This window comes from Paenibacillus sp. FSL F4-0236 (assembly GCF_038000135.1).
GTDB lineage: Bacteria > Bacillota > Bacilli > Paenibacillales > Paenibacillaceae > Paenibacillus_AQ.
This window is the reverse complement of sequence record NZ_JBBOBK010000001.1, coordinates 4,374,783-4,398,691: the sequence shown is the minus strand read 5'-3', so window position 1 is coordinate 4,398,691 and position 23,909 is coordinate 4,374,783. Positions and strand designations below refer to the sequence as shown.

Annotated in this window: 18 protein-coding genes; 13 read left to right on the top strand and 5 right to left on the bottom strand. The window is 44.9% G+C overall.

What is annotated here, in order from left to right; all coding sequences use genetic code 11:
- Positions 1 to 275: 275 nt before the first annotated feature.
- Positions 276 to 1,541, top strand: coding sequence for a glycoside hydrolase family 27 protein (locus NSQ29_RS19745; protein WP_445164910.1), 1,266 nt, complete (start codon positions 276 to 278; stop codon positions 1,539 to 1,541).
- Between the two features lie 12 nt (positions 1,542 to 1,553).
- Positions 1,554 to 2,513, top strand: a complete 960-nt coding sequence (locus NSQ29_RS19740) for a glycoside hydrolase family 43 protein (RefSeq protein ID WP_339269665.1) — start codon at positions 1,554 to 1,556, stop codon at positions 2,511 to 2,513.
- Positions 2,514 to 2,606: 93 nt separating this feature from the next.
- On the opposite strand, the gene NSQ29_RS19735 is transcribed toward NSQ29_RS19740, so the two are convergent.
- Positions 2,607 to 3,134 (bottom strand): hypothetical protein, encoded by a 528-nt coding sequence (locus NSQ29_RS19735; RefSeq protein WP_339269667.1) that lies wholly within the window; start codon positions 3,132 to 3,134, stop codon positions 2,607 to 2,609.
- A 235-nt stretch (positions 3,135 to 3,369) separates the two neighbouring features.
- Here NSQ29_RS19735 and NSQ29_RS19730 point away from each other — a divergent pair, with 235 nt between their 5' ends.
- Positions 3,370 to 6,045: a YhgE/Pip domain-containing protein gene (locus tag NSQ29_RS19730; protein WP_339801733.1), complete on the top strand. Its 2,676-nt coding sequence runs from the start codon at positions 3,370 to 3,372 to the stop codon at positions 6,043 to 6,045.
- Between the two features lie 59 nt (positions 6,046 to 6,104).
- Here NSQ29_RS19730 and NSQ29_RS19725 read toward each other — a convergent pair whose 3' ends face one another.
- Positions 6,105 to 7,079 (bottom strand): aldo/keto reductase family protein, encoded by a 975-nt coding sequence (locus NSQ29_RS19725; protein ID WP_339269671.1) that lies wholly within the window; start codon positions 7,077 to 7,079, stop codon positions 6,105 to 6,107.
- Between the two features lie 109 nt (positions 7,080 to 7,188).
- On the opposite strand from NSQ29_RS19725, the gene NSQ29_RS19720 reads away from it, so the two are divergent.
- The gene (locus tag NSQ29_RS19720) at positions 7,189 to 7,857 is read left to right on the top strand and encodes an SGNH/GDSL hydrolase family protein (protein WP_076284308.1); all 669 of its coding nucleotides are present in this window, start codon (positions 7,189 to 7,191) and stop codon (positions 7,855 to 7,857) included.
- Between the two features lie 43 nt (positions 7,858 to 7,900).
- Here the strand turns inward: NSQ29_RS19720 and NSQ29_RS19715 are convergent, their stop codons facing one another.
- Positions 7,901 to 8,671: a DeoR/GlpR family DNA-binding transcription regulator gene (locus tag NSQ29_RS19715; protein WP_042193458.1), complete on the bottom strand. Its 771-nt coding sequence runs from the start codon at positions 8,669 to 8,671 to the stop codon at positions 7,901 to 7,903.
- A 238-nt stretch (positions 8,672 to 8,909) separates the two neighbouring features.
- Between NSQ29_RS19715 and NSQ29_RS19710 the strand changes: the two genes are divergently transcribed.
- The 4 genes from NSQ29_RS19710 to fucU are packed head-to-tail and all read left to right on the top strand — an operon-like array spanning position 8,910 to position 13,262.
- The gene (locus tag NSQ29_RS19710; RefSeq protein WP_339801738.1) at positions 8,910 to 10,676 is read left to right on the top strand and encodes an L-fucose isomerase; all 1,767 of its coding nucleotides are present in this window, start codon (positions 8,910 to 8,912) and stop codon (positions 10,674 to 10,676) included.
- Positions 10,677 to 10,706: 30 nt separating this feature from the next.
- Positions 10,707 to 12,152 (top strand): rhamnulokinase, encoded by a 1,446-nt coding sequence (locus tag NSQ29_RS19705; RefSeq protein WP_341125888.1) that lies wholly within the window; start codon positions 10,707 to 10,709, stop codon positions 12,150 to 12,152.
- A gap of 18 nt (positions 12,153 to 12,170) precedes the next feature.
- Positions 12,171 to 12,821 (top strand): class II aldolase/adducin family protein, encoded by a 651-nt coding sequence (locus NSQ29_RS19700; protein ID WP_341125887.1) that lies wholly within the window; start codon positions 12,171 to 12,173, stop codon positions 12,819 to 12,821.
- 12 nt (positions 12,822 to 12,833) lie between these two features.
- A complete protein-coding gene (gene fucU / locus NSQ29_RS19695) occupies positions 12,834 to 13,262 on the top strand; it encodes an L-fucose mutarotase (RefSeq protein WP_076284304.1) in 429 nt (142 codons plus the stop codon).
- A 3-nt stretch (positions 13,263 to 13,265) separates the two neighbouring features.
- On the opposite strand, the gene NSQ29_RS19690 is transcribed toward fucU, so the two are convergent.
- The gene (locus NSQ29_RS19690) at positions 13,266 to 14,093 is read right to left on the bottom strand and encodes a helix-turn-helix transcriptional regulator (protein WP_339801744.1); all 828 of its coding nucleotides are present in this window, start codon (positions 14,091 to 14,093) and stop codon (positions 13,266 to 13,268) included.
- A 146-nt stretch (positions 14,094 to 14,239) separates the two neighbouring features.
- On the opposite strand from NSQ29_RS19690, the gene NSQ29_RS19685 reads away from it, so the two are divergent.
- Positions 14,240 to 15,526 (top strand): Gfo/Idh/MocA family protein, encoded by a 1,287-nt coding sequence (locus NSQ29_RS19685; RefSeq protein WP_341125886.1) that lies wholly within the window; start codon positions 14,240 to 14,242, stop codon positions 15,524 to 15,526.
- Between the two features lie 145 nt (positions 15,527 to 15,671).
- On the opposite strand, the gene NSQ29_RS19680 is transcribed toward NSQ29_RS19685, so the two are convergent.
- Entirely contained in the window at positions 15,672 to 16,934 is a 1,263-nt protein-coding gene (locus NSQ29_RS19680; protein ID WP_341125885.1) for a TraB/GumN family protein, read from the bottom strand.
- A gap of 209 nt (positions 16,935 to 17,143) precedes the next feature.
- Between NSQ29_RS19680 and NSQ29_RS19675 the strand changes: the two genes are divergently transcribed.
- From NSQ29_RS19675 to NSQ29_RS19660, 4 genes are all read left to right on the top strand, one after another.
- Positions 17,144 to 18,265 carry a glycoside hydrolase family 88 protein gene (locus NSQ29_RS19675; protein ID WP_341125884.1) on the top strand — a complete coding sequence of 374 codons (1,122 nt, stop codon included), beginning with the start codon at positions 17,144 to 17,146 and terminating at the stop codon, positions 18,263 to 18,265.
- On the top strand, positions 18,255 to 20,417 hold the full coding sequence (locus NSQ29_RS19670; protein ID WP_341125883.1) for an alginate lyase family protein: 2,163 nt from the start codon (positions 18,255 to 18,257) through the stop codon (positions 20,415 to 20,417). The genes NSQ29_RS19675 and NSQ29_RS19670 overlap by 11 nt, the downstream gene beginning before the upstream one ends.
- 67 nt (positions 20,418 to 20,484) lie before the next feature.
- On the top strand, positions 20,485 to 22,206 hold the full coding sequence (locus NSQ29_RS19665) for a sensor histidine kinase (RefSeq protein ID WP_341125882.1): 1,722 nt from the start codon (positions 20,485 to 20,487) through the stop codon (positions 22,204 to 22,206).
- Positions 22,206 to 23,789 carry a response regulator transcription factor gene (locus tag NSQ29_RS19660; RefSeq protein WP_042186011.1) on the top strand — a complete coding sequence of 528 codons (1,584 nt, stop codon included), beginning with the start codon at positions 22,206 to 22,208 and terminating at the stop codon, positions 23,787 to 23,789. Before NSQ29_RS19665 ends, NSQ29_RS19660 begins: the two co-directional genes overlap by 1 nt.
- The last annotated feature ends 120 nt before the right edge of the window (positions 23,790 to 23,909 follow it).

Below are 23,909 nucleotides of genomic sequence, written 5' to 3'. Positions count from 1 at the left end.
AATTATAAACTAATATAGCATATAAATAAAGCATCCTCCCTTATTTTGTAGAATGATAAAAATAAGGGAGTTTTTTTCCTGTTTTTGTATTTAATCTAATTTAATTTAAAAATTAATGAAACTAATTCACAAGATAAGATGGTTTTACAACAAAATCATGTTATTTTCACTATTTATTTTATAAAAGTATTAAAAGGTTTAAATATAAGTTTACAAGTCTTTTTGTCTATGCTATTTTTAAACTGAAAGTCTTAGAAAAGGACGTGGAAATCATTATGTTAGCTGCAACGCCCCCGATGGGCTGGAATAGCTGGGACTGTTACGGAGCTAGTGTTAATGAAGAAGAGGTAAGAGGCAACGCCGAATATATGGCTGCTCATTTGAAGGAATTTGGCTGGGAATATGTTGTTGTGGATATTCAGTGGTATGAGCCTGGAGCGAACTCTTCGCAATATCGTAACTTTGTACCGTTGGTCATGGACGAGTATTCCAGACTTCAACCGGCAGAAAATCGTTTTCCTTCCGCAAAGGGAGGCAAAGGATTTGCCCCACTCGCTGAATATGTGCATGGATTAGGGTTGAAATTCGGCATCCATATTATGCGTGGAATCCCTCGACAGGCCGTTCATGCGGCAAGTTCCATTCTAGAATCTGAGCAAACCGCACGTGATATCGCACATCCCAATTCTATATGTCCGTGGAATACAGATATGTATGGAGTAGATGCTTCTAAAGAAGGCAGTCAGGCTTACTATGATTCTCTCTTCCAGCTGTATGCCAGTTGGGGTGTAGATTATGTGAAGGTGGATGATATTGCCGCTTCACGTATTTATGGATACCACAAAGACGAAGTTGCCATGATCCGTAAGGCTATCGACCGCTGTGGTCGTGAAATGGTGCTTAGTCTTTCACCTGGACCTGCTCCGGTAGAAGAGGCTGAACACTTAGCTGAACATGCTAACCTGTGGAGAATGACCGACGATTATTGGGATCATTGGCATTTGCTGCGTGGAATGTTCGAGCGCTGCGAAAAATGGGCTCCTTACGTTCAGCCAGGCCATTGGCCAGACTGTGATATGCTGCCGCTAGGTCATCTTGGGATTCGTTCCGTTGATGGCGGGGGAGACCGATTTACAAGGTTTACTCCTGACGAACAGGTTACCATGATGACGCTCTGGACTATTTTCCGTTCGCCTTTAATGTTCGGGGGAGAGCTTAGAGACAATGATGAGTGGACATTATCTTTGTTAACCAATAGGGAAGTGCTTCATCTGCATCATTTTGGTAAGGGTGGTAGACAAGTAGAGCGGAACGAAGAGTATGCGATCTGGACTTCTGAGGATGAACAAGGTAACCACTATGTAGCGTTGTTTAATCTCAGTGACAAAGAGTCGACACTCCAGGTATCGTTCCAAAAGCTAAATGTTTCAGTTCCAAAAACGATACGTAATCTGTGGCAAAGCCATGACCTGGAAGTTACTAATGAAGGGGTTGCGCAGGTTCTTCCACCGCATGGTTCTGCATTGTTAAAGCTTTTATAGAGGAGAGAGATTATGGATACGAGTAGAGAGTACAACAACCCATTGGTGGAGCAACGTGCTGATCCATGGGTATATAAACATACGGATGGATATTATTATTTCACAGCTTCTGTTCCAGAATACGACCGGATCGAAGTAAGAAGATCGACAACGATCGAAGGATTAACTACTGCAGAACCAGTTGTAGCATGGCGCAAGTATGAGACGGGGCCACTTAGTGCTAACATTTGGGCGCCGGAAATTCATTACATAGACGGAAAATGGTACATTTACTTTGCTGCAGCACGGACTACGGAGACGACGGATGGTTTGTTCGATCACCGTATGTTTGCGCTCGAGAATGCATCTGCTGATCCCTTAGAAGGAACATGGGTAGAAAAAGGTCAAGTGAAGACTGCTTGGGAATCGTTCGCTTTGGATGCGACAACGTTTCAGCATAAAGGAAAACTGTACTACGTATGGGCTCAGAAGGACCTGAATATTGAGGGTAATTCTAATCTGTATATTTCTGAAATGAGCAATCCGTGGACACTCACAGGTCCTCAGACTATGATTGCTACTCCAGAGCATGACTGGGAAATTATTGGGTACAAAGTAAACGAAGGCGCAGCAGTACTGAAACGAAATGGTCGTATCTTTATCAGCTTCTCGGCGAGTGCTACAGACTTCAATTATTGCATGGGACTTTTAGTAGCGGATGAAGACAGCGAACTTCTGGAGGCAGCTTCATGGACTAAACTACCAAATCCAGTATTCCAAACGAATGAAGAAAATGGACAATTCGGTCCAGGCCATAATAGCTTTACAGTCAATGAAAATGGGAAAGATGTGCTCATCTACCACTGCCGCAATTATAAAGAAATTACTGGCGATCCTCTTTATGATCCAAACCGTCATACTCGCGCTCAGGTCTTCCATTGGAATGAAGATGGCACGCCGAATTTTGGAGTTCCTGTTAGGGATGCGCAATAAAAACAATCCGTTTTGCAAAAAAAAGAGGGTTACTCATTAGCCACGTAAATGGCCGCTGGGTAACCCTCTTTTTCATATGTTACGTGTTGCTGCTTAAGGTATATATTGTTGCACGATGGAGGTGATTACGCCGTCCTGAATCGTAAGGTGATAAGGAAACTGGCTTAGATCGAAAATATCCGTTTTATTAAATTGATCGATAAATTGCTGTAAGGTAATGGCTTCGTTCCACTGAATGTCTAAGTCCTCAATGTTACCAGTGTGATCAAAGATCTGCATGGTGACTTTTGCGTTATCCGCGATCGGATAGGTTGTCAGTGTATCAACATCATTAACAACATAATATCCGTCTGGAGCCCCGCCAATTTCTGCTGCACCTTCTGGGTCTCTTTCAGCAAAGACTCGGTCAGCATCAGCACCCTGATACCAGTTTATTTCATCGGCTGTAATGGAAAGCTTGCCATTCTCGGATTGAATAGTATGGATATATACCGTCTGTTGCTGAGTCTTGCCACTATCTTGCGCATCTACTCGTGTTCCAACGGTACTTGCAGTAGTAATTAGGGAAAGAAACAATAGAACAACAACCGGTAAAACATACGCTGACTTTTTCTTAAACATTAGAAATCTCCCCCTTGAGATATGTAAAAAGGTTGTATATATCTTATTACCCGCTACGTTTTTTCCTAAACGGGCTATATACTTCTATTACGTTAAACGAGCAGGTTTTGTTGCAATTATTTTAAAATATTTCTGAAAAACGATGCCGGTCATGAATCCACTAAAAATGATAGTAAAAGTTTGTCTCCTCGGGCATATTAAAATGTCAAAACATACAGATTAGGGGGAGCAACGAATGGGTGGAATACTACGGATTTATAGGAACGACTGGCGCAACGTATTTAAGGTTCCTGTGGCCGTGTTCCTGATCGCTGCTTTGGTGGTGTTACCTTCTGTGTATGATTGGTTTAACGTTGCGGCGGTGTGGGATCCCTACAGTAATACCTCTGGCATTAAGATTGCTGTAACCAGTTTGGATGAAGGGACCACTGTGAAGGATAAGAGCTTCAATATCGGCAATGATGTCATGGAAAGTCTTCGGAATAATAAAAGCTTAGGCTGGACCTTCGTAGATGCAGAAGCTGCGCACAACGGTGTGAAGCGTGGAGATTATTATGCGAGTATTGTTATCCCTGTTGATTTCTCCAAAAGAATGACAGGAATCCTCGAAGGCAGGATCGTGAAACCAGAGATTGAATATACCGTCAATGAGAAGATAAATGCGATTGCCCCTAAAATCACAGATAAAGGTGCCTCTTCAATTACAACACAGATCAGTGAGAATTTTACGGAAACCATTAGCGAAACCGTATTTACGGCTTTAAAGCAAATTGATTCAAAATTCCAATCTGAATTGCCTATTATACGCAAGGTTGAAAAAGGGTTGTTTAAGTTAGAGGCAAGTCTCCCCGAGATTGAAACGGCAGGCCAACATGTATTGAAAATTGAGGAGCAATGGCCGCAAATTCATGCATCGGCAACGCGCATCTCTAAGCTGGAGAATAAGCTGCCTGATGTGGAAAAGGCGGGATTGGCTTTAGAAAAAATAGCTGAACATTGGCCTCAAATTGCCAATGTTGCAGATCATTTAGGGGAGCTGCAGGATAAGCTACCCAAAATTGAACAAGCAGCACAGCTAATCGTTCAACTTGATAATCATTTTGGTGAAGTGGAACAAATCATGGACAAGGCGTCGGAAGGTCTTGCGGAAGCAAATAAAGTTGTTAACACTGCCCTAACTGCGCTACCTAAGGCCGACAAAATTGTAACTGCTGGAAATGATTTTGTTCTAGAGCTTCAACAGTTCTTAGAGAAGAGTAATGCTGCATTTGAAGCGGTACCTGCCGCCCTCAAACAAAATATATACCTGCTGCAAAATACGGAGAACGCAGTAGTTCAGCTTGCTGAACTGCTGCAGGGAGAAGATCTTGACCCGCAAGCGGTACGCGAGCAACTTGAGTCAGTTTCCGCTCAGCTGGTGTCGGGAAGTAACGTGATGGATCATACGCTTTCTTTGTTATCGGCACTGAATACATTCTCACCAGGAACAGTAACTAATGCTGAGATTGGCACCTTGAAGGCTGTAAACAATGCCTTGAGCAGACAGACTTCTTTGGTAAACTCACTGGCGACGGATCTACAAAATGAGGGTCAGCCTGATCCGAGTAATGTTAAGCAATTGGGTCTTAAATCTGGCGAAGGGAACGTAGCCATTTCGAAGCTTATTTCCGAATATGAAGCGGCAACTATCCCTGCTATAAAAAATACATTAGAGCAAATATCCACTGCTGCTGAGACTACAGCCACTGCCCTGGAACAAGTTCCGGATCGTCTATCGGCGCTGGGTACCCTTCTTGAGGAGACTATGGCAGCAATCGAGTTCGGACGATCAAGCTTGGCTAGTCTACAGCAGGACTTACCAGCTATTCGTGAAGCGGTACATACAGCAGCTAGCGGTGTCGCAGATAAGACACAGAGCTTTGGTACTTTTGTTCGCGATACACTTCCACTAATTCAGAGCAGCTTGCCTGTTGCAGGAGAAAAAATACAACAAGCTGCAAATTTCGTCCGTCAGGATCTGCCGGCTGTAGAGGAACGGGTGCACCAGATTTCTGATCTGATACGTACAGGTCTCCCCCGTGCGGATAAGGGAGTGGCGGTCGCAGCGGATATGGTGCGAAATGATCTTCCGATACTGGAAGATTCGATTCGTAAAGCGGCAGCCACCATCCGTCAGATCAAAGATGAGGTGGATCTGGGAGAGATTGCTGAGCTGCTCGGAGGGGATATTAAGAGCAAAAGTGAATTTTTGGCCAATCCGGTAGTATTAAAAGAGAATAAGTTATATCCTATTCCGAATTATGGTTCGGCTATGACTCCTTTTTATGTTGTACTTTCCTTATGGGTAGGTGGCACACTCCTAATCTCACTTCTCCGTACGGGAGTGGATACTGAGGGAATTGTGTACAAGCGGTATCAATTGTATTTTGGACGTTTGCTGACGTTTCTTACGGTTGGGATTCTGCAAGCGTTGGTGGCTGTACTTGGTAATATCTTTATTCTGAAATGTTATGTGGTGGACAAGGTGTGGTTTGTCCTTTTTGCAGTATTAATTAGTATCGTATTCGTGACGATTGTTTTTACACTTGTCTCCGTATTCGGCAATGTTGGGAAGGGGATAGCAATCGTATTCATGGTGCTTCAATTCTCAAGCTCTGGCGGTACGTTTCCAATCAGTACAACAGGCCATTTCTTTCAAATATTGAATCCGTTTATGCCATTTACTTATGCGATTAGTTTGATGCGGGAGGCGGTAGGGGGGATTCTGCCGGAAGTGGCGATTCGCGATTGTCTTTATTTGATCCTATTCGGTGTAATAGCACTCTTACTGGCGCTAACGCTCAAAAAGCCGCTGGAGCGTTATATCGAAAAGGCGGCTGAACAAGCCGAAGAATCCAAATTGATTTCTTAAGAAAAAGAGAGGTTGTATCTAAGCCAATTGCTGTGGCTTTTGGTACAACCTCTTTTAGATTATCTCGCTGGAGCGAAATCGGCTACTGGCTTTAGAATCTCTTCAATTCTCTCCAAAGTATCTAGAGATAGAACGGCATCAACAGCTTGGGCGTTCTCTTCCACCTGTGCTGGCTTACTGGCCCCAATAATTGCAGAACTTACACCAGGTTGCCGTAGGGTCCAAGCTAACGCTAGTTGCGACAGCTTCAAATCAAGACTGTTAGCTAGTTCATCCAGCTGTCCGACAACAGTCAGTACATCATCGCGGAAGTAGCTGCGAATGACGCCATTTACCGAATCATCAGCTGCGCGGGTTCCTGCCGGAGGCTGTTGTCCAGGTTTGTATTTACCTGTCAGAATACCTTGAGCGAGTGGGGAAAAGACCACTTGTCCGAGGCCCTCACGCTGACATACCTCAAGTACCTCATCTTCAATGTAACGTTCGAACATGTTATAGATAGGCTGATTGGAAATAAGCGGACGCAGATTTAGTCTGCGCGAAATGCCGGTGGCGTCAGAAATTTGAGCTGCGCTCCATTCGCTCACTGCCGAATACAGAATCTTACCTTGTGCAGTTAGGTCATCCAGCGCGCGTAAAGTTTCCTCCACAGGCGTCTCTCTGTCAAAGCGATGACAAAAATAAACATCAATATAATCGGTTCCTAAACGGCGAAGGCTAGCTTCGCATTGCTCCATGATGTGCTTACGTGATAAACCACGATTATTCACATCATCCCCCATGGGGAAGAATACCTTTGTACTCAGCACATAAGATGATCTTTCATAAGCACGAAGAGCAGCGCCCATTGCTTTTTCGCCTTCACCACGGTTATAAGCATTAGCAGTATCAAAGAAATTGATACCGCATTCAAAAGCTTTGCTGATGCAGGCGTCTGCTGCCTTTTGCTCTGCTGCTGTTCCATATGTAAGCCAGCTGCCTAAGCCGATTTCACTGACTTTTAGTCCTGAATTGCCTAGTCTTCTGTATTTCATTATTTTCTTCCCTCCTTGAGTTGTATATGTTAACTTTACTTGTATCCTATGGAACATTCAACTTGAATGTTTCATGTAAAAGACGAGATCAAGGAGATGAATCGTAGTAATGACTATTCCAACTTCTAAAGCTAAAAAAGTGATTTTGTTTCAGGGTGATTCTATTACGGATGGAAACCGTGGTCGTGATGAAGATCCCAATCATATTCTAGGACATAGCTATGCATATATCATTGGCGGTAAGCTAGGCAACGAACGGGCTGAGCAGAATCTCGTGTTCTATAACCGTGGAATTAGTGGGGATCGGATCTCCGATTTATATGCACGCTGGAATGAGGATGCGATTTACCTTCAGCCGAATATCATCAGTATTTTAATTGGTGTTAATGATCTTTGGAGAACAATGAAAGGGGAACCAAGTGGTATAACGGACCGTTTTGAACGTGCGTACCGTCATGTGCTTGAAGAAACTGGGGAAGTACTTCCGCAAACGAAGCTGGTCTTGTGTGAGCCTTTTATTCTAAATACCGGAGCTCCGGCAGAACAATGGGACGAATGGAAAGAGCGGATTACTCATTATCAGGGTGTTGTTAAGCAGCTTGCAGAGGAATTTAATGCTGTGTTTGTTCCTTTACAGGAAGCATTTGATGCAGGTACTCGTAGAATAGATGCAGCCTACTGGCTGTGGGACGGCGTTCACCCGACAGCGGCTGGGCATGATCTGATTGCTGGGGAGTGGCTGAAGATCGTAGAGAAAAGTGGTCTTTTAAACGACTAGTGAAATAAAGATGCCCCCTTATCTTTATTTATGCACCTACTGATTACTCAGCGGGTGCATAGATAAGAGATATATGATAGTTATTCAGAAACTCGATCCATTCCTCAGAAGGCTTCTCGTCTGTAACGATATAATCCACTCGATCGAAACTAAATAATTTAATGAACGCAGTCCTGTCGAACTTAGAGTGATCTGCGAGCAGAACTACTTTATTCGCCTGCTGTTGCATGAGAATCTTCAATTCACTTTCTTCTTCATTCGAATCGCTGAGCCCACCAGTCATAGACAACGCTTTACAGCTGAATATGGCTACGTCCACATTATATTTTTGAATAGTCTGTGAGGCGGTATGTCCAACGAAGGAGCTAGTCTCGGGGCCTAGTATTCCACCAGTAGAAATTAGCTTTTGCCCAGAATGTTGAAATTCGGATAATACAACCAAAGAATTCGTAATAATCGTCAGATTGTTTTTCTCCTCTATAATTCTCCGTAAAGCCTCAAAAACTGTTGAACTCGTATCCGTCACCAAACTGTCCCCATCATTAATTAATTGGAGGACATGATCAGCTATCGTACGTTTGGCCTCTATATTTACCTGATGTCTACTCACATAGGGAGGGTCCTCATTCGTGTGGGCATTAAGGATTGCACCGCCATAATTTTTCTTGGCAAGTCCTTCCTTGTCCAGTTTATCCAGATCCCGCCGAATGGTCTCTTCCGAGACATTGAATTTTTGCGCCAGCTGAGCGACATGGACTTTCTTTTGTCTATACAGCTCATTAATGATTAGATCCCGCCGTTCAAATGCTTTCATCCGTTCACTCACCTCTATCATCATCTACTTCCTAGTTTACTACATTGTTGTATAAATCAAAGAAATAACCTCATATTCACATAATACCACAGTATAATAATATCAATACCACATAAAACCACATAATTTATCTATAAATATGTTGTTTTATGTTGACTAAAGCGTTTCCATATTTTATGATGAAGGAGAAATAGGTCCATTACCGATGATACTAAGATGATCTTGAGGAGGAACAGCAGTGATAGAAAACTATCCGAAAATTGGCATCCGCCCGACCATTGATGGCAGAAGAAGAGGGGTTCGCGAATCGTTAGAAGCTCAAACCATGGGTATGGCTCAGCGGGTAGCTAAGTTTATTGAAGAGAACTTATTTTATCCGGATGGCCGCCCCGTAGAGTGCATCATTGCCGATTCTACGATTGGTGGTGTTAAAGAAGCTGCTGCTGCGGCTCAGAAATTTGCTGGGGCTAATGTTGGCGTATCGATTACTGTGACCCCTTGCTGGTGTTATGGTTCTGAAACGATGGATATGGATGCCTCAATCCCACATGCGGTTTGGGGATTTAACGGAACGGAACGCCCAGGTGCGGTATATCTAGCTGCTGTTCTCTCTGCTTATGCACAAAAAGGAATTCCGGCGTTTGGTATCTATGGTGAGGATGTTCAGGAGTCTAGCAGTGAGGAGATTCCAGCGGATGTGCAGACTAAATTGCTGCAGTTCGCCAAAGCTGGGTTGGCTGTCGCTCAAATGAGAGGGAAATCCTATTTATCAATGGGTTCTGTTTCGATGGGGATTGCTGGATCGATTGTGAATGAACAGTTCTTCCAAGAGTATCTGGGAATGCGTAATGAATATATAGATATGTCAGAATATGTACGCCGCTTTGAAGAGGAAATTTATGATAAAGAGGAATATAAGCGAGCACTCGCGTGGACCAAAGAAAACTGCCAAGTTGGTGCCGATAATAATCCGAAGCATCTGCAAATAAGTGATGATGAGAAAGAGAAGCAGTGGGAGACTTGTGTGAAAATGACATTGATCGCCCGTGATCTGATGATCGGAAATCCTGTTCTCGCTGAGCTGGGCTTTGAGGAAGAGGCCAACGGTCATAATGCGATTGTGGGTGGGTTCCAAGGTCAGCGCCAATGGACAGATCATTTTCCTAATGGGGATTTCATGGAAACGATACTGAACTCCTCTTTTGACTGGAATGGCAAACGTACACCTTATATCGTAGCGACAGAGAATGATAGCCTGAACGGAGTAACGATGCTGTTCAATTATTTGCTTACGAATACTGCACAAATTTTTGCGGATGTTCGAACCTTTTGGAGTCCAGATGCAGTTAAGCGAGTAACGGGTCATCAATTGGAAGGTGAGGCAGCACACGGAATACTTCACTTGATCAACTCGGGTTCGGCTGCTCTTGATGGCACGGGTGAGCAGACGATAGACGGTAAACCTGCGATTAAACCTTTTTGGGAAATTTCGGAGGATGAGGTAGAAGCATGTTTGAGCCATACCCAATTCCGCCCGGCTTCTCAAGAATATTTCCGCGGGGGCGGCTTCTCTACGGATTATTTAACTAAAGGCGGGATGCCAGTTACTATGGCACGGATGAACTTGGTTAAAGGGCTTGGACCTGTTCTTCAGCTTGTAGAGGGTCACACGGTTGAGCTGCCTGAAGATGTTCATCATACACTGGATCAAAGAACAGATCCGACTTGGCCAACTACCTGGTTTGCGCCTAAGTTAACCAATAGTGGTTCTTTCCAATCAGTGTATGATGTCATGAATAATTGGGGCGCAAATCATGGAGCGATCAGTTATGGGCATATTGGGGCAGATTTGATTACGCTGGCGTCTATTCTGCGCATTCCGGTCAGCATGCATAATGTTGAGGAATCACGTATTTTTAGACCTCGGGTATGGTCGTTATTTGGTACCGAAGATCTGGAGGGAGCAGATTACAGAGCATGTCAGAACTTTGGACCCCTCTATTAAAATCTTCCTGTGAAGCAGGTGTGGTGAACAATGGGTGATACGATTAAGCTTCTAGCCATAGATCTCGGCGCCAGTTCCGGAAGAGTCATGCTGGGGATATATGATGGCGATAAGCTGCAAATGGAAGAAATTCATCGGTTTGAGAATACGCCTGTACAGGTCAACGGGCATTTATATTGGGATACTCTAAGGCTCTTCCATGAAATGAAGCAAGGGGTTCAAAAAGCCTTTAGGCAACATGGAGAACTGACGTCCTTAAGTGTGGATACATGGGGAGTAGACTATGGGTTTATTGATAAAAGAGGAATGATGCTCTATTCCCCCCATCATTACAGGGACCGGAGGATGGAGGTTCACCGTCTCAAATTGGAAGCGTTACTGTCACCGGCAGAGCAATTCCGTATGACCGGTCTTCAGCCAAGTGTGATTAATACACTTTATCAGCTGTTCTCTGATTTTCAGGATAATGATTCTCTTATGGAGACCGCGGATACGATTTTAATGATGCCAGATCTATTTCATTACCTGTTTTCTGGTATAAAAGCAGCAGAAAGCACGATCTGGAGTACAAGCGGCTTAGTGGATGCTGTAACGGGAGAGCTCTCCTCTGAATTATTTAACAGGCTTGGGATTCCGAGTAGTCTAGTTCCACAACAGGTTCATGCGGGAACAGTTATTGGATCTATCCTTCCGATTATTCAAGAGGAGCTTAATATAGGCCCGATGAAAGTGATAGTCGGCGCTTCACATGACACGGCTTCAGCAGTAGCTTCGATCCCTTATACTCGTAAGGATGAAGCAGCATTTTTAAGCTGTGGTACGTGGTCGTTGGTTGGTATGGAGACGCCTGAGCCGGTCATTTCAGAGAAAAGCTATGAATATGGTTTCACAAATGAACGTTGCTACGGTAATTCTAATCGTTTGCTAAAAAACACAACGGGACTATGGATTCTACAGGAGCTCCAAAGGAATTGGGCGAAAGCAGGAGAGAATTTTAGTCAAAGTGAAATGGTTGAATTAGCCCAAACGATTAATGGGGCGCCAGCGATCATTGACCCGAATGACCAGCTTTTCAGCACACCTGGTGTGATGATGCAGCGGATTCAGGAATATTGTGAGCGAACGGGGCAACAGTCGCCTAATACGAAAGCTGAGTTTATACGCGTTATCCTTGAGAGCCTTGCGCAATCATACTGTAGAACGATTGAAGAAATGGAAGAGATCACCGGCAAGACCATCACTATCATTCATATGGTTGGCGGTGGGATTCAAAATGAGTTATTATGCCAGCTCACCGCTGATGCTACGGGTAGAGAAGTCGTTGCAGGGCCAGTGGAGGCCAGTGGAATTGGCAATATCATTGTCCAGCTGGCTGCCCTGGGAAAATTGGAAGTTTCTAAGGCGAAAGAGTTCGTGGCACGATCTTTTACCTTTAAGACATACCAGCCTTCTTTGGTGAAAAACTCTAAAAAATAGGATACGAGGAGAGAACTTATGGATAACTTGGAACAAAAACTACGTTCGCAGATTTGTGATATTGGCAGAAATTTGTTTAATAAAGATTTCATTGCCGCCAATGATGGGAATATTTCAGCACGGTTATCAGAGAATGAAATTCTCACTACCCCCAGAGCGGTAAGCAAGGGATATTTAGAGCCACATATGATTGTAAAAGTAAACTTGCAAGGTGAAGTTCTTGAAGCGGCGGAAGGATACAGACCTTCAACGGAAATCAAAATGCATTTGAGAATTTATAATGAGCTACCTGAGATGAATGGTGTGGTTCATGCACATCCCCCGTATGCTACCGCTTTTGCCATTAAAGGTGAGGCGCTCGATAAAATGATGATGCCAGAGTCGGTTATCATGATCGGGGATATTCCTTTGGCGGAATACGGAACACCTTCAACAGAAGAAATCCCGGACTCACTGATGCCTTTCCTTGGCAAAAAAACAGCAGTCCTGCTCGAAAATCACGGAGCACTTACTTGGGGAACGGATGTTATGGAGGCTTATCTGAATATGGAGAGACTCGAATATACAGCCAAGATTACCTTTATTACACGTATGATTGACGGAGAGAGAGAGCTGCCACAGCATCGGATTGATGAGCTGGTAGCTTTGAGATCTTTTTATGGGAAGTAATGAGGTGCTTGGATGTTGAAAAAAATTCCTAAGCTACTATCTCCGGAACTGGTACGTGTGATGATGGAAATGGGTCATGGTGATGAGCTTGTACTGGCAGATGCTAATTATCCAGGACACTCCTTAAACTCAAAAGTACTAAGATATGATGGTATTGGGATTCCTGATCTTTTGGATGCAATATTGGAATTGCTGCCCCTTGATCATTATGTGGAACATCAGGTGGCGTTTATGGCTGTGGTTGAGGGAGATCCTACGGTGCCGGTGATCTGGTCCACGTACGAGTCGATAATCGCCAAACATGACGCTGAAGCGACGATTAAATATGAGGAGCGGTTTGATTTCTACAATCGTTCTAAGCAAAGTTATGCTGTTGTAGTCACAGGTGAAGAAGCACTTTATGGAAATATTATTATCAAAAAAGGTGTAATCAAGGCCTGATGATCAGCGATTCTGCTTGCGGTATTGCAGAGGTGAGCATTTCGCGATTTGCTTAAACACCCGCCCAAAGTGGGCGATGCTGTCAAAGCCTGTATTCTCTGCAATGGCAGTGACTTTAGTGTTAGTGCTCTGCAAGAGTCGTTGGGCTTCCTTGATCCGAATGTAGTTTAGATATTCAACAATGGTGAAGCCAGTGGTCTGTTTGAATAAACGGCAAAGATAGGTACTGCTGATGAAAAAAGTTTCGGATAGCTGCTCTAATGTAAGCTTTTCAACATAATGTGCCTGTAAATAATCGATCATTTCGTAGACTTTAAGCTGCTTCTCACTGCTCTCAGGAGCGATGGGCTCGCGGCTTATTTCTTGTACTCTGTTCATTTCAATAAATAACTGGATGAGCAGTGTCTGAAGATAGGGGATTTGCTGTGATCGATGCTCTTCTTGTTCTTTTAGCATGGAGAAGAGGATAGATTCGATGGCTCCTTGTTCATGTACTCCGGGACGCAGAAGTAAGCTTTGTGTAGTTAAAAAAGGAATACTTAGGTCGTAGTTCGCCAACGTTTTTTGCAGAAAGTCCTCCTCAAAGTTAATCAATATTCGCTCATGGCGTACTGAGCCCTTAGAAGTGGTGCGATGGAGTTCATTTTTGTTAATAAATATCAAATCACCTTTGCGTAAGGTATAAATCAGATTGTTGATATAATAGCTGCGCTCACCTGCGAGTAAATAATAAATTTCATATGTATCGTGATAATGGTCGGAATCCATGCTGAAGGGTCCGGCTCTTTTGATTTGTTCAATGATAAATGGAGGTTTTAGCTCCTGTTCCATTTCAGATTTGCTCCTTTCAGATAATGAAGCTAATATATGCAAAGTTTCCGTCATATTTGCTAATAACCGCTTAGATTTCGATGTATTTTATACTATAAACTATAGAAAGAAACGGCATCTAAATCAATAGCGATGGAGTGATTCTTGTGTCGAAGAAGAAATATGTATTCGTAGGTACCGGCGGCAGAGCGGAGTTCTTTTATGGAGAGATTACTACAAATTATCGTGAAACTTCGGAAATCGTAGGCTTTTGCGATGTGAATGGGGTAAGAATGGATTATGCGAACCGATTATTGGAAGGGAAATATCAGTATCATGCGGTTCCTACTTATAAAGCTCATGAATTCGATCGTATGATTGAAGAGACTAAGCCGGATGTAGTTATCGTTACGAGTATTGACCGCACACATCATCGTTACATTATCCGGGCGATGGAGCTTGGCTGTGATGTTATCTCAGAGAAACCAATGACGGTGGATGAAGAGAAATGCCAGGAGATTCTTGAGGCTATTGATCGAACGGGGAAAAAGCTGCGCGTTACGTTCAATTATCGCTATGCCCCGCACAATACCAAAATCCGTGAATTGATCATGGATGGAGCCATTGGCGAAGTACTTTCTGTTAACTTTGAATGGCTGCTAAATACACAGCATGGAGCGGATTACTTCCGCAGATGGCATCGGGATAAACGGAACAGCGGAGGGCTGTTGGTTCATAAATCAACACATCATTTCGATTTGATGAATTTCTGGTTGGGCTCTCGTCCGGATACGGTCTATGCCATGGGAGATTTAAGGTTCTATGGCAGAGAGAATGCGGAGAAGCGCGGGGTGACAGAGTTTTATCAGCGTGCCCATGGTAGTAGTGCAGCGGAAAATGATCCCTTTGCGCTTCATCTAAAAGACAACGAGCAGCTTAAGCAAATGTATCTGGATGCCGAGCATGAAGATGGGTACCTGCGAGATCAAAGTGTATTCGGTGATAATATCAGCATTGAGGATACGATGGCAGTCATGGTCAAATACAAAAACAAGACGATTATGAACTATTCACTTAATGCTTATTTGCCTTGGGAAGGCTTCATTGTAGTATTTAATGGGACGAAGGGGCGGATGGAAGTTAAGGTTGTTGAACAGTCCTATGTAAACGCCGGGGGGAAGAAAGAAGATGAAGGGGCACTAAAGGACAAGCAAATCACTGTATTCCCTCATTTTGCGCCGCCTTATGAAGTTGAAATTGAAGAAGGCGTTGGGGGACATGGGGGTGGAGATCCGGTCATGCTCCGTGATATTTTTGAACGACCTGTGGAGGATCGGTTTAATCGTGCAGCTTCCCATGTGGATGGGGCGTTGTCTATTATGACCGGGATTGCAGCTAATCGTTCGATCGCTACTGGACTTCCGGTGAAGGTGGATCAGTTAATCAAATGGTAGAAAGATTAGCAGTTGAAATTTGTCTCTGTCTTCACGTCAATTTACTACTATTTTTAGAATGAGCTAAAAAAGTAAAAATAAAAGGCTGCCTCCAAAGTCATTGTAGATGACTAAGAGACAGCCTTATTTATTTTGACACTAGTATTTATTGTTTGACGACGTTAAAGCCGTCTTTTTGCAATTGAGTCACAATGCCATCATCACCCAGCATGTGTAGTGCACCAACAACGACAAGATAAGTCGCTTTTTTATCACTATTCAAATACTCTTTTACATGCTTCACCATGTTGGCATTCCGATCCGAAACGAGACCCTTATAGTATTCTGGCTCCTTAGCGACCGCTTGTGTCATAGCTACGAGGGATTGTTCATCCCCCTGCATCCACATTTGGGATAATGCATCCAGCGAAGCCGTTGCTGCAGCATTGTCCGTTTGCTTGAGGCTATCGAGTGTATCAAGGAGAAGCTTTTCTTGCAATCCATCTGAGAATTGATTGAACATGTTCAGCTGCAATTGCATATTTTCCAATTCAATGATAGGTTTATTCAATTTGCCTGCCTTCTGTGTGAAATATAGGTCGATACCTGTATCCGGTGTATAATCTGTTGTTTGCATTTGTAGGCTTGAGATACCTTGAGTAACGACCCATGGCTTATAGGAATCGAATGCATTTCCTGCAAGACCATTCGCTTTCAGAAGCGCAACAACTTTGTTATAGGTATCAGCGGATACGTGATCCTTGAGCTTGGTCCCATCTGTATAAGAACCTTTCTCCGTAAGGAACTTTTGCATCTCCGTTTGATCAACCTTGGTTAAGTCAACCTCGACCCCAAGATACTGAGACGCTTCAAAAGCAGCTTCAATTTCTGGGCGTAGCGGGTACATTTTGTCGTTAGCCACATGGATAGAGCCAAGTAGATAGACGGTATTACCGTTGTTCTCCACTTTCCATAAGAATCCGGTGCTCCCTGCAGCCTCGTTATTAGCTACAAAGGTGATGGTGCGCTGCGCCGCATTCCATTCTACCTTATAGCCGATCGTTTCACCGATAAAGCGGACAGGAACATAGGTGACATTGTTGATGGTTTTAGGAGCCACCTCTAGTTTTTTCTTCTCCCCGTTTACCGTTGCTGTGGTGCTGCCGATAGTCAGTGAGAGAGCTAGTCCATTTTTGGTCCCCGTTACGGTTTGGGTCTTTTTATTCCAATTCATATTTACATTAAGCTTCTCTAGAAGTGGACGCATAGGAACCAAGGTAGTTCCTTTTTCTACAACAGGGTTAGAATTGCCTAACTTTACTTCTGTTCCATCAATCCACACACCGACAGGCTTTTCAGCCGCATGGGCAGTGGTAAAGACAGACATAACCATGAAAATGGATAAAAATAATGCACCTAGCTTTTTCATTAATAGGACACTCCGTTTCTAAAAAAAATGAAAGTTGTAAGTCACTTTCTGATTCTAACGTATTTTTCCATAAATAGTTATACGTTTTGTTACTTCGTACAAAAGTCAAAATAATGCACATCAAAGCAAAAATCGCCCCTATTAGATCCTGTTGACTCTCCTTATCATGAAACATAAGAAACGAAGAGCCCGAAGGGAGCAAGGAACTTATGTGGAGCAATGCGATTGAAGATGCGATAGAGAAGGTACGTAAGAATATAGACCGATTCGGGGGCAGATTCCCTCATGTGAGCATGAATGGAACTTACCAGCTCAATAACAATGACGACTGGACCAATGGATTCTGGAGCGGCATGTTGTGGTTGTGCTATGAATATACGCAGGATGACAGCTTTCGTATCGCGGCATCTCATACCGTAGAGGATTTCCGCCGCCGTTTCGCGGCAAAGACGGTGCTTGATCATCACGACATCGGATTTTTGTATTCGTTATCCTCCAAGGCCCAGTGGATTATAGATAAAGACGAATCCGCGCGTCAGTTGACACTGCAGGCGGCAGACTTATTACTGAAGCGCTGGCGCACAGGCGGCGGTTATATTCAGGCTTGGGGACCTGTGGGAGATGCCCAGGAAGGTGGGCGCATCATTATTGATTGTCTGTTGAATCTCCCTCTTCTGTATTGGGCGGAACAACAGACCGGTGATTCCCTATATCGGCAGGTGGCGGTCATGCAGGCGGATAAAACGAAACGTTATCTGGTGCGGGGAGATGACAGCTCCTACCATACGTTTTTCTTCGACCAGAAGACCGGAGAGCCGATTGGCGGTGCTACACACCAGGGTTATACTAACGGATCGACTTGGACACGCGGGCAAGCCTGGGGCGTCTACGGTTTTGCATTATCTTACCGCTATACTAAGGATCCGTTGTATTTGGAAACATCCAAGCGGATGGCCCGCTATTTTCTGGAGCATTTGCCGCAGGATCATGTCGCTTACTGGGACTTTAATGCTCCAGTGTCTGCGGATACGTACCGGGATAGCTCGGCCTCTGCAATTGTTGCGGCTGGACTACAGGAACTGCTGGAGCTAATGGAGGAGGAAGATCCCGAACGGGCTTATTTTCAGCAGGGGTTAATACAGTCGATGACTTCACTTGTGCAGAACTATTCCACGATCGGTGAAGACGCGGAGGGGCTGCTGAAACACGGCTCTTACCATGTACGCGGCGGTCTGTCTCCGGATGATTTCATGATCTGGGGAGATTATTTCTACCTCGAAGCGTTGCTGCGGCTGCAAAAAGGCACCAGGGGGTACTGGTATGAACGCTGATGGCCGAACAACCTCTCCCTATGCTGTCTTTACGCTACTCGACCTTGAGTTACCTGCTCTAGCGCCCGTGAAGGGTGCGCTGAGCCAAGCACGGCAGGATGATGCGCTGACTGAATTGCATCGGTATTTGACTAGTCGGAGCACGCCGGGCTGGCGGGCAGAGGACAGTCGGAAACAGCAGCATATCGATTATATACAGCAATATTGCGCAGATGAGCTGGAAGTCGTAATAAAGGCGGCGGATGAAGTTATGGAGCAGACGTTTCTTTTTCGGTTTCCCTGGGATATGGAGCGCAGCCGCATTCCGGTTACCTTTGAGGAAGAAATTGACTGGCGTTATATTCCGGATAAGGATGTAGAATGGGCTTATATGCTGAATCGCCACCGCTACTGGGTGGCATTAGGACAAGCGTATGAGATAACAGGTAATGAGGAGTATGCGAGAACATTTTGCTGTCAGCTTGAAGATTGGATGGAGCGTAATCCTGTTCCAGACATGCCTACGAATGATACGTTGACTTGGCGCACCATTGAAGCGGGTCTTCGCTGTGCGAACTGGATCAAAGCGCTGTCCTATATACAGGATAGTCCGCTGCTCACACCGACGCTTCTGGCGAAAGTGATGATATCCCTTCATGAACACAGCGAATATTTAGCTTTATCGTTTACGGGTTGGAAGAATATCAGCAATTGGGGCGTTCTGGAGACTTGTGGTTTATTCCAAACCGCGCTCTACTTCCCTGAGTTCACTAGGGCTAAGATTTGGCGACGGCTCGGTGAGGAGAGATTAGGGGAGACGGCTAGAATCCAGGTCATGGCGGACGGTATCCATTGGGAGCAATCGCCCACCTATCACCATGAGGTTCTGGTATGTTTTCTCGACTGCATCCGCTTGGCTCGGATGAATGGACTGGAGCTACAGGATGAACTTCAGCAAAAAGTTCATCAAATGGCCGTCGCTTCCTTGTATTGGTCCAAACCGAATCATCGGCAGCCAATGCTCGGGGATAGCGATGACAGCGATGTCCGTTCGATTTTGACTTATGCAGGTTGGTTGTTCCAGGATTCTGTGCTCCGCTTTGGCGGATACGATCATATGGATTATGACAATGCCTGGTTGTTCGGAACGAGTGGAGTTGAAGGCTACGAGCAGCTGATTGCGGAGGAACCGCCTTACTTGTCGCGCTCTTTCACACATTCCGGTCATTATGTGATGCGAACGGGTTGGGACGAGCAGGACTTGTACCTATATTTCCACTGCGGACCGCTTGGTGGTGGACATGGTCACGCGGATTTGCTACATTTCGATCTGCATGCATTTGGGCGGGATATGCTTACCGATCTGGGCAGATACAACTATAGTGATCACACACCACTTAGAAAAGCGTTAAAAGAAAGCGCTGCCCATAATACGACTACTGTTGACGGAATTGGATTCACTGAAATCACGGATACATGGTCCTTCTCCCAAATTGCGAAGCCGACAGGCAGCAAATGGATCAGCAATCCGGACTTTGATTATGTTGAGGGCAGCCATGATGGTTACCGTCATTTGGATGATCCGGTACACCTGCTAAGGAGGATCATATTCATCAAGCCTTATTACTGGCTTCTGGTCGACAGCTTTAGCTGCCGTCAGGAGCATACGTTTTCCCAGCATTTTCATTTTGCGCCCGGAGCGGTTCAGATGGAAGACGAGACATTCATTTGCCGTACAAAAAATGAGCGGGAAGCCAATCTTTGCATCATTCCCGTTAATGTTAAAGGACTTCAGGGCAAGATTGATGACGGGGTAATCTCCCGCGAATACAATCTGCTGGAACCCAATCAGCATGCCGTTTACTCCCGAACGGGAAAAGGAACGGTATCGATGATGCAGATGCTGTACCCGCAGCCTTCCGGTGGGCTGTTTTGTCCACTGGTTGAACAGGTGCCGATTTACCGCCATACGGGTGAACCTGTGGATGCAGTGCAGGCGGAGGCATGCCGCATCAGCTTCCCTGAAAGGAATGAGGAGCATATTATCGTGATCAGCCACGAGGTTCCATCCAGTCACTTGGATTCCTATGTAGTGGAAGGTATACAAATATTTGGTGAAGTAGTGTTTATTGTTTTCGCAAACGGTCAAAAGAAAGTCACGGTAATCAGATAATGCATGTATACTGGATAACGGGCTGATAGAATAAAAGAAAAGAGCATGAGAGAGGCGCGGAGAAAACATGTTCAAATTCACTTACTATAGACGTATCCAGGTTTCATTTCTTTTGCTGATTTTTATTCCGCTGATTGCAGTATCGATCATCTCCTTTGTGCTTATTCGGGATACGATGGTAGAGAAGTTGCAGCTCAGCAACGATAACTTTCTGAACGTTATGATTGACGAACTAAACAAGACCATTGATGATGTGACATTTGCATCGCATTTTATTGTAAACGATACCAATTTTCGCGCCAATCTGAAGGTCTTTGCAGATACCGAGCGATTGAACACCTATCAGGATTACGTACATTTTACGCAAATTCAGGATGTGTTTTCGCTCATCAACTCTAAGCCGCTAAATAATAACATTCGCATGTATTTGGTTAACCGGAAACACTTTGTGATCTCCTCTGGGACTGAGAATTTATCCGTGATTAATGCCAACATGGACAAGCTGATGGGACGTGTCAATATTCACGAACCGGAGACCTTGCAATGGCTTGGGATGGCTGACAGCGGTTCCGGTAAAAGCAGTAGCTACTATATTGCCAGAGTAATCTATGATAGCCGGGAGAAACAGCAGGTGTCTGTGCTTCTCATCTCGATTCCCGATGCCTATTTCAACAAATTGTTCGGGCCAGTCGAGTTTGGCAAGCTGGCGTTGTTTGATTCCAGAGGAGGTCTGATCGCCGGGAACTCAGAGCTAGCCCCAGATGGCAAGGAAGCTAGAGGGAGTGTGCGTACGGCCAGAGCCATCGACAAATCCAATTGGGAGCTGGTCTATGAAGCTTCAGAGAAAGAATGGTCGGGCCAGATTTCGCGAACTTTTTATAGTGGCATTGGTTTAGTGCTTCTCTTGTTTATTGTCTTTTCGGCTACTTCCATGCTGATTGCCAAAAGATTGCATAGTCCGATCATGAAGCTGCAGCGCGTTGTGCGCCAGTTCGGGATGGGGAATCTTGATGTCAGGCTGGAGGTCAAGGGCAAGGATGAAATCGCTGAGCTAGGGCAGACATTGAATACTATGCTGGATCAACTGCAAGGATTGATTCACGACATCGAGCTGGAGCAAGAACAGAAGCGAGTGATGGAACTTGAGGCGCTGTTTATGCAGATTCGTCCCCACTTTTTGATCAACACGTTGAATTCGATCAAATGTAGCCTTATTTTGGCTAAAGATAAGCTGCACAGCGGGATCATTGATTCGCTAATGAGTCTTCTCCGTGCCTATCTGAAGGTCAATGAACCGGCTACCTTACGGGAAGAATGCAGACTGCTTAGCCATTATATCGACATCATGAAGATCCGCAACGAAATCCCTCTTGAACTGGAGGTCGATCTGGAAGCGGATACAGAGAAGCTCATCGTTCCTAAACTTATTCTGCAGCCTCTCGTAGAGAATGCCATCGTTCACGGTCTAGTTGACCACCCGGCACCGCGTATTGTCGTCCGTGCCCGAACGATCCCTGATGGGATTATGATTGAAGTCGAAGACAATGGCTGTGGTGCAGGGGCAGAAATTCTGGCAGGACTGAACCGCAGATTGCTCTACAAGGACGATGAACAGGATGGAACTTATCAAAGGGTCGGTTTAATTAACGTGGTTCAAAGGCTGAGGCTGACCTATGGTCAGGATACCCGCTTGTCGCTGCATAATTTGCCGCAAGGTGGGGTGTCCGTTTCTCTGTATTTGCCGCAAGGCAATCATCAGGTTAATCTGTCGGAGAGAGAGGGATATTGATGTATAAAGTGATGCTCATAGATGATGATGTTCCTATGCTCAAGGTGCTTCAGCAGATGATTGACTGGGAAGCACATAGCTTGCAGATTGTCGGCAGCACCTATTCCAGTGCCAAGGCGTTATTAATGTTTGAGGAAGTACAACCCGATATCGTGATCACAGATATTGGCTTGCCGCAAAAGAACGGGATTGAGCTGGCCGATTACTTTACCCGGATGAAGCCGGAGGTCAGAATTATTTTCCTGACCTGTCATGAGGATTTCCATTATGCTCAGCAAGCGGTAAAGCTGAAGGTGGATGATTATTTAATTAAGGACCAGCTTACGGACGAGCAACTGGAGAAAAGCCTTGCCAAGTCTGTACGCTTGCTTAAATCGAAGATCGGGCTAATCAAGCATGGGGAAACGGGATACAATAGCCAGTTATTCCGGCAGAATCTGCTGCAAAGGGTGATTGGCGGCGCTCCGCCCGAAACCACGCTAGCCTATGCGACGCAAATCGGCATATCCTGGACGTATCCGTGGTTCATGCTGGGCACGGTCAGCATTCACTTTTCCAGTTTCGAGAAGAGGTACAAGCAGAGCGAGTATCCACTTATTTTATATGCCATCTACAATATAGCCCTAGAGCTGTCCGAAGCGTGTGAGGGGATTACGCCTTTTTTGGAGCAGAAGAATATTGTGATTCTGTATAATTACCGTGTGAATCTGGCGCAGAATGCCAGTCTTTATTTTCATGATTATTTACAGCGATTGTGTTCCGAGTGCTCCCATCTCCTTAAGATTCAACCGGGCATCATCGCAGTCACTGAGAAAATAGAGCTGCAGGCGATCGGACAGATTCATCGGCAAATTGTCCAGGATAAGTGCGAGTTCTATGCGAGTGCGGAATACACAGTTCTGGATACTCTGCAAATCGCTACCCCTCGCTTCCAGCCTGCTCCTCAAGGATTTCTGGATAGTTATATCCCGCAGATGGAACGGGCCGTGATTAAAAATGATCTTGAAGCCATCCGTGGCACTCTTCAGGAAATCGCTAGGACTGCAAAAGTTATGGCTATCCATCCGGGCGATTTCGTCCGGGATTTATCCTTTATGCTCCGAGGTATCGAGCTGATGTTCACTAGCCTAACATTCGATGAGGATCTGTTCGTCTATCTCGTGCAAACCCGCACACTGGAGGATACGATGGAACTGGTGGAAAGAAAGCTTGTGCAGATTACAGGCAACAAACAGCAGGTGGCGGGAACTCCCCCGCAGGAGCCCAAGCTGCAGCTTATCCAGCAATTTATCGATCAGCATCTTGGCGATAACATCACTTCAATTGATATGGCACGTTATCTCTTTCTGGACCCGAGCTATTTCTCGCGTTATTTCAAACGCATGACAGGTCTGACTTTTACGGACTATGTACATCAGCACAAGATGAAGGTTGCGACCAAAATGCTGAAAATCTCCAGCCAGAACCTGGAATCGCTAGCCGTTGGTTTGGGATATTCGGACAGAACCTATTTTTCAAAAGTGTTTAAAAAATATGTGGGAACAACACCGAGTGAATATAAATCCAAACACTCGGTACGCTGAGAAGCGCAATTCTCAACCTACCGAATAGACCAGCCGCCCATCTAGGGCGGTTTTTTTGATGTCGAAAGACAAAGGTCAAAATCTTGCACATCTCGGGTCATAATCACTCCTTCATGCGGG